Genomic DNA, 1,384 nt, shown 5'->3' with positions numbered 1-1,384 from the left:
GGGTCCGCAATTGATGCTGTGGACGGCTCTCCACCACCCGCGGGAGCATAGCTCCTGCAAACAGGAGGAGAGTGATGGGTCAGGTGGTTACGATTGGTCTGGATCTCGCGAAGTCGGTGTTCCAGGTGCATGGCGTCGACGCGGTCGGCGAGGTGGTCGTCCGGCGGCAGATCAGGCGATCTCAGCTCCTGCAGTTCTTCGCCAGGCAGCCGGCCTGCCTGATCGGCATGGAGGCCTGCGCGTCCTCACACTTCTGGGCCCGCGAGTTGATCGCCCTCGGGCATCAGGTGAAGCTGATGCCGGCGCAGTACGTGAAGCCCTACGTCAAGCGCGGCAAGAACGACGCGGCTGACGCCGAGGCGATCTGCGAGGCCGTGACCCGCCCGACGATGCGGTTCGTGGCGGTCAAGACTCCCGAGCAGCAGAGCGCGATGATGCTGCACCGGGTGCGGCTGGTGCTCTGCCGCCAGCGCACCCAGCTCTCCAACGCCATCCGAGCCCATCTCGGGGAGTTCGGGATCGTCGCGGCCGCGGGTCGTCTTGGCCTTGAGCGGCTGCTCGACGTGATCGCCGACGCTGGCGACGACCGCCTGCCGGCCGACGCGCGCACCTGCCTGCAGATGCTGGCCGCGCAGCTGGGTGTGGTGAAGGCGCAGATCCTGGAGAACGATCGCAGGATCATGGCCGACGCGCGAAGCACCGAGCTCGGGCGAAGGCTGATGGCGATCCCCGGCGTGGGGCCGGTGCTCGCCAGCGCCCTGGTGGCCAGCGTCGCTGATCCCGGCATCTTCCGGTCGGGACGCGACCTTGCGGCCTGGATCGGCCTGGTCCCGCGACAGAACTCCAGCGGCGGCAAAGAGCGGCTCGGCTCCATCTGCAAGGCGGGCCATCGCTATCTGCGCCAGATGCTCGTCGTCGGCGCCATGGCGGTGATCCGGTACGCGAGCGCGACGCGCCGCCCATGGCTCGCGCAGCTTCTCGGCCGTCGCAAGGCGAAGGTCGCCGCGGTGGCGCTGGCCAACAAGACCGCCCGAACCGTCTGGGCGATGATGATGACCGGTGAGCGCTACCGAGAGCCGCTCGCCGCATGAGCTAGGCGCGGTCGACCGCGCAACGAGGTTGGAAAGGGCGAACTGGAGCTGATGCAGAAAGCCGGTTGATACCGCCGGATCGGGAGACCCCGCTTCGACCCTGCACTTCGAGTGCGTGCAATTGGTCGGGACCTGATACGCGCGATCAAGGCATTATGGCCCGCGGCCATCAGCGCCGCAGCGACAGGCCGAACACATGGCCGCACCGACCAGCCCTGCAGAACGCTCAAGAACACCCCTTGCCGACGGAGAGCCGTCCACACAGGGTCGGCTTCGCCCGTTGGGCCCCAGCC

General features: G+C 68.1%; 1 protein-coding gene. It reads left to right on the top strand.

The genetic code is table 11. The features are described from left to right. Positions 1 to 74 precede the first annotated feature (74 nt). On the top strand, positions 75 to 1,091 hold the full coding sequence (locus ACODSY_RS26010) for an IS110 family RNA-guided transposase (RefSeq protein WP_488954809.1): 1,017 nt from the start codon (positions 75 to 77) through the stop codon (positions 1,089 to 1,091). Positions 1,092 to 1,384 lie beyond the last annotated feature (293 nt).

The organism is Phenylobacterium sp. FG114, assembly GCF_057809855.1.
The sequence above is the reverse complement of the archived record's forward strand: the minus strand, read 5'-3'. Positions and strand labels throughout refer to the sequence as shown.